We start from the raw sequence: 5,700 nt of genomic DNA, 5'->3' as shown, positions 1-5,700 counted from the left end.
CCCCTATCCCCTATCCCCTAGCCCCTATACCCTATCCCCAATCCCCGATCCCCTATCCCCTATCCCCTATCCCCTATCCCCTACAATCACTAGCACCCAACTTGCGTTATTATAAGAAGGTTGTCTAAAAATTCGCACATTCAGGAATTCGGGTGTTTCGCAAGCGAAATACAGCCTGGATGGAGGATAAACCCGATTAGGAGTAAAAAAGCTTATGCCAGTAGTAACCTTGGCGCAAATGATGGAGTCTGGCGTTCACTTTGGACACCAAACCAGACGGTGGAACCCCAAAATGGCTCCCTTCATCTTCACTGCGCGCAACGGCGTACATATCATCGACTTGGTGCAAACTGCCCAGTTGATGGAAGAAGCCTATGTTTATATGCGGACAGCCGCCGAACAAGGCAAACACTTTCTATTTGTCGGTACCAAACGTCAAGCCGCCGGCATCATCGCGCAAGAAGCGAGTCGGTGTGGTGCAGCCTACATCAACCAACGGTGGTTGGGGGGAATGCTCACCAACTGGACGACGATCAAAACTCGGGTCGAACGCTTGAAGGATCTCGAACGTCGCGAAGCCAGCGGCGCGCTAGATTTGTTACCTAAGAAAGAAGCTTCTGTCTTACGGCGGGAAATGGCGAAACTCCAGAAATATCTGGGTGGGATCAAAAAGATGCGCAAGGTACCCGATATCGTGATTGTCGTCGATCAACGACGGGAATATAACGCGATGCTGGAATGCCAAAAGCTGAATATTCCAATCGTCTCCCTGCTAGATACCAACTGCGACCCCGACTTGGTTGATGTTGCGATCCCCGCAAATGACGATGCCATTCGTTCCGTCAAACTGATCCTTGGCAAACTCGCCGATGCGATCTACGAAGGCCGTCACGGTCAACTCGAAGGTGCGGATATCGATCCTTACGATGGCTATGAAGACGTCGAAGAAGACTATGAGGACGACGTTGAGGCTGAAGCTGCTGATGAAGGCGGCGAAGGCTAAAATTAGGGGATAGTGGATAGGGGGTAGTGGATAGTGACTAGTGAATAGAGTGAGTAAATCATCTACTCATCCACTATTTCACTCATCCACCCACTTATCCACCCGCTTACCCACAACCATCTCGAACACAGATAAAGGAACATGGCTGAAATAACTGCAAAGATGGTTCAAGAACTGCGCCGCCAGACAGGTGCAGGGATGATGGACTGTAAAAAAGCTTTAGGCGAAACTGAAGGCGATTTGACCAAAGCCTCAGAATGGCTGCGTCAAAAAGGCATGGTTGCTGCTGGCAAAAAAAGTGACAGAGTCACCGCTGAAGGCTTGGTAGATAACTATATTCAAGCCGATGGCAAAGCTGGCGTATCGATCGAAGTCAACTGTCAAACTGACTTTGTGGCACGTAATGATGCTTTCAAAGATCTCGTTCAAAGTCTGGCACACCAAGCGATCTCTGCCGATAGCGTTGATGCGCTTTTAGAGCAACCCTACGCTGCCGATCACAGTATCAAGGTATCAGAAGCGATCGTGCAATCGATCTCCAAAATCGGTGAAAACCTCAATGTGCGTCGCTTGGCGAACTATCGTGTCGCTGATGGTACCCAGGGTGCCGTTGATGGATATATCCACACTGGTGGACGAGTTGGCGTATTGCTAGAACTCGGTTGTGCGTCTGCAAAAGTCGCAGATAGCGAAGACTTCAAAGCCTTAGCTAGAAACTTGGCAATGCAAGTTGCGGCCTGCCCTAATGTGGAGTATATCAACGTCTCCGAAATTCCTGAAGCGATCGCTTCCAAGGAAAAAGAGATCGAAATGGGGCGCGATGATATTGCTAACAAGCCCGATAATATCAAACAAAAGATCGTCCAAGGACGCATCGATAAACGCCTCAAAGAAATGACCTTGGTAGATCAACCCTACATCAAGGATCAAAATATCTCTGTCACTGAGTTAATCGCTCAAACTACCAAACAATTGGGTGAAGATGTGACAGTTCGCCGCTTTACTCGCTTTATTCTCGGTGAAGGGATTGAAAAAGTAGAGTCCAATTTTGCGGATGAAGTTGCCGCTCAAATGAGCAAAATGTAATTTCCAAGTAGGATAAATATAAAGGACAGGTCTAAATTTAGACCTGTCCCTTTTTATGGAACTGTGGAATAGACATCAGACTTCTCGCACAAGTCGGATGTCTAGCCATAGCCACAAATAATACTTTCAAAACATCCTCTTATGCTCGATCTGAATCTTGTTGTGATAATAATCTGGGGATAATAATCAAAAAATAAGTCCACCAGATGCTAATTAAGATCGCTATTGGTAAAGTTAGCCATAAAGTATGGAATAACAACCAACTTCCACTAACGATCGTTATTCCCGTTAACAGGATCGTCCACGGTTGACACCACCAAGGTTTAGATTCCCACATACTAGTATTACTCATAGTTGAAAGTTAAAAAATGTGAGTGTTCAAATTCTGAACTGATAAGATCGACGATCGATCGCCAACATTCAAAATCTTATTCCAGCTTGAGAACAGAATCTAGCAGAAATAAAATTCGATGTTTAGATAGCAGATCGTAAGTACAATTCGATGCCTTCCCAATTCGATCGGCAAACAGGATAAAATAAGACTGAGACTAAATAGATAAAGGTCATGACTGCTCAACTCAGTATCGCCAGCATCAACCATCAACCAATAGTTACTTGGGAGCCTTTACCCAAGGATTTTCAATTAGAGGACGATCCTGTGGAGAATGATGGACAACCGTTACTCGCGGGGGCATTGCGCGAAAGTCTAGAGCTAAGTGGTTTAATTCAACCGCAAATGCTCATCGTATCTAACTTTGGGCTGTGTGCGACGATCGACGAACAAATTGTGGTTAAAGCACCAGATTGGCTGTATGTCGCCGCCGCAAACCCGATCGAATCGACGCGAAGAAGCTACACACCTCACGCAGAGGGAGATCTACCCGCGATCGTCATGGAATTCCTGTCCGATATCGATGGGAGCGAATATTCCGTCAAGCGCAGTTTCCCTCCGGGCAAATGGTTCTTTTACGAGCAAATTCTCCGCGTACCAATCTACGTTATTTTTGAGCCAGAGGGTGGGTTACTAGAATTTTATCAACTCAAAAATGACCGCTACGATCTGGTTTTACCCGATCCTGACGGACGACATTGGATTGCAGCGATGAACTTATTTCTAGGCACCTGGCGGGGTGAGAAAGAGGGCCGATCCGGCTATTGGCTGCGGTGGTGGGATGAGTCGGGTACTCTGCTGCCGTGGGCTGTCGAACAGATCGAGCAGGAGCGGCAACGAGCCGAACAAGAGCGTCAACGGGCGGAGCAGGAGCGTCAACAAAAAGAGCGGTTGATGGCTTATTTGCGATTGCAAGGTATCGATCCAGAGAATTTACCAGCCAGCTAGCATAAAGTTACCAGTTGAGCAGGTCGCTCTTTGCTAAAGGCTTGCGCTAAACTGATGGATTGTGAGGCACTGCTTAGCAAATCTAGCGCGTCTCTAAATTCCTGACATCCTCAGACTCGATCGCGATCGATGTACTTGTCTCTTGAATTGGCAACTTTGTGATTCGCTTATTGTCGGATACAGGCCACACCAATCGCTCAAACGGATAAAATATAATCCATACCACCAAGATCTAGTTCGCCACATCCCCAAATCTTTTAGACTGCTATGACCAATGTGCCTGTCTCACGAATTCGCAACTTTTCGATCATCGCTCACATCGACCACGGGAAATCGACCCTTGCCGATCGATTGTTGCAGGATACGGGCACGGTTAGCAATCGAGAGATGAAGGAGCAATTTCTCGATAATATGGATTTGGAGCGAGAGCGGGGAATTACGATCAAGCTCCAAGCCGCGCGGATGAATTATACGGCTCTGGACGGTCAAGAATACGTCCTCAACCTGATCGACACTCCCGGACATGTTGACTTCTCTTATGAGGTGTCTAGGAGCTTATTAGCGTGTGAAGGTGCATTATTAGTAGTCGATGCTTCCCAAGGGGTAGAGGCGCAGACCTTGGCGAATGTTTACCTAGCATTGGAGAGCAATTTAGAGATTATCCCCGTCCTCAATAAGATCGATTTACCTGGAGCCGAACCGGAGCGGGTGAGAGCGGAAATTGAAGAGATTATCGGCTTGGATTGTAGTGGGGCAATTTTGACTTCTGCCAAGCAAGGGATTGGGATTCAGGAGATTTTAGAATCGGTAGTATTGCTAGTGCCGCCGCCGCGCGATACGATCGACCAACCCTTACGCGCCCTAATTTTCGATAGTTATTACGACAGCTATCGGGGCGTGATCGTGTATTTTCGCGTTATGGATGGTAGCGTCAAACGTGGCGATAAAGTGAGATTGATGGCGAGTGGCAAGGAATACGTCATCGACGAACTCGGTATCCTCTCACCCACTCAGGTAGAAGTAGACGAGCTGCACGCGGGGGAAGTGGGTTATTTCGCTGCATCGATTAAAGCCGTTGGTGATGCGCGGGTAGGGGATACGATTACGATGGTGAGCAATCCCGCAGCCAAAGCTTTAGACGGTTATGCCGAAGCCAAACCGATGGTATTTTGCGGACTATTCCCAACGGATGCGGATCAGTATCCAGAGTTGCGCGATGCCTTAGATAAATTGCGCCTCAATGATGCTGCCCTTAAATACGAGCCAGAAACATCCAGTGCAATGGGGTTTGGCTTCCGGTGTGGATTCTTGGGACTTTTGCACATGGAAATCGTCCAGGAGCGACTAGAGCGGGAATATAATTTAGACCTAATTACCACCGCACCTTCGGTAGTTTATCGAGTCACAGATATTCAGGGCAAAGAAACTTATATCGACAATCCCAGCACGCTCCCCGATCCCAATCATCGCCAAAAGATCGAGGAACCTTACGTCAAATTGGAGATGATAACTCCCGAAGAATATGTCGGGACATTGATGGAACTGTGTCAAAACCGACGCGGTGAATTCAAAGACATGAAATATCTCACCAAAGGACGGACGACGGTAATTTATGAGATGCCGTTGGCGGAAGTCGTGACTGATTTCTTCGATCGAATGAAGTCAAATACGCGCGGTTATGCCAGTATGGAGTATCAACCGATCGGTTATCGCGAAAATCATCTGGTTAAATTAGACTTGATGATCAATGGCGATCCCGTCGATGCGCTCGCGATGATCGTCCACCGAGATAAGGCTTATAATGTCGGTCGGGCGATGACCGAAAAACTCAAAGAATTAATTCCCCGTCACCAGTTTAAAGTCCCGATTCAAGCCGCGATCGGCAGTAAGATTATTGCCAGTGAAAATATCCCGGCACTGCGGAAAGATGTACTGGCAAAATGCTATGGCGGTGACATTTCGCGGAAGAAGAAATTGCTGCAAAAGCAAGCTAAAGGTAAGAAAAGGATGAAGTCTGTTGGTACGGTAGATGTACCGCAGGAAGCATTTATGGCGGTGTTGAAATTGAATAAAGACACTTAATGAGTTGAGAGTTGGGTATTGCTGAAATTCAGAGTAGGGGCCATTCATGAATTGCCCCTACTCTGAATTTAGGATAAATGTAGGGTGGGCACTGCCCACCATCTAGATCTAAAGTAACTCTAATGGGAGAAAATGACTGGAAATAATCTAGAAATTAGAAGGCATAAATACCTCGATCTCAGTTCACAAA

General features: G+C 47.1%; 5 protein-coding genes. 4 read left to right on the top strand and 1 reads right to left on the bottom strand.

Translation table 11 applies throughout. The features are described 5' to 3' along the window. Positions 1-214: 214 nt before the first annotated feature. Together rpsB and tsf are read left to right on the top strand one after the other, a co-directional pair. A complete protein-coding gene (gene rpsB, locus RMO84_RS01680) occupies positions 215-1,003 on the top strand; it encodes a 30S ribosomal protein S2 (protein WP_310486722.1) in 789 nt (262 codons plus the stop codon). A gap of 141 nt (positions 1,004-1,144) precedes the next feature. Next, complete coding sequence (tsf, locus tag RMO84_RS01675; RefSeq protein ID WP_310486720.1) at positions 1,145-2,089, top strand: translation elongation factor Ts; 945 nt, start codon at positions 1,145-1,147, stop codon at positions 2,087-2,089. A gap of 139 nt (positions 2,090-2,228) precedes the next feature. On the opposite strand, the gene RMO84_RS01670 is transcribed toward tsf, so the two are convergent. After that, a complete protein-coding gene (locus tag RMO84_RS01670) occupies positions 2,229-2,441 on the bottom strand; it encodes a DUF6737 family protein (protein ID WP_310486719.1) in 213 nt (70 codons plus the stop codon). 213 nt (positions 2,442-2,654) lie between these two features. On the opposite strand from RMO84_RS01670, the gene RMO84_RS01665 reads away from it, so the two are divergent. Both RMO84_RS01665 and lepA read left to right on the top strand, forming a co-directional pair. Then, positions 2,655-3,428 carry a Uma2 family endonuclease gene (locus RMO84_RS01665; RefSeq protein WP_310486718.1) on the top strand — a complete coding sequence of 258 codons (774 nt, stop codon included), beginning with the start codon at positions 2,655-2,657 and terminating at the stop codon, positions 3,426-3,428. A gap of 267 nt (positions 3,429-3,695) precedes the next feature. Next, entirely contained in the window at positions 3,696-5,510 is a 1,815-nt protein-coding gene (gene lepA, locus RMO84_RS01660; protein ID WP_310486717.1) for a translation elongation factor 4, read from the top strand. The last annotated feature ends 190 nt before the right edge of the window (positions 5,511-5,700 follow it).

The sequence above is a fragment of the Chamaesiphon sp. VAR_69_metabat_338 genome (assembly GCF_031423935.1).
Classification (GTDB): Bacteria; Cyanobacteriota; Cyanobacteriia; order Cyanobacteriales; family Chamaesiphonaceae; genus Chamaesiphon.
This window is presented reverse-complemented; position numbering and strand designations above follow the sequence as displayed.

Coding starts and splice junctions, on each gene's coding strand:
- tsf (WP_310486720.1), top strand. CDS start 1,145: ATGGCTGAAATAACTGCAAAGATGGTTCAAGAACTGCGCCGCCAGACA.
- lepA (WP_310486717.1), top strand. CDS start 3,696: ATGACCAATGTGCCTGTCTCACGAATTCGCAACTTTTCGATCATCGCT.
- rpsB (WP_310486722.1), top strand. CDS start 215: ATGCCAGTAGTAACCTTGGCGCAAATGATGGAGTCTGGCGTTCACTTT.
- RMO84_RS01670 (WP_310486719.1), bottom strand. CDS start 2,441: ATGAGTAATACTAGTATGTGGGAATCTAAACCTTGGTGGTGTCAACCG.
- RMO84_RS01665 (WP_310486718.1), top strand. CDS start 2,655: ATGACTGCTCAACTCAGTATCGCCAGCATCAACCATCAACCAATAGTT.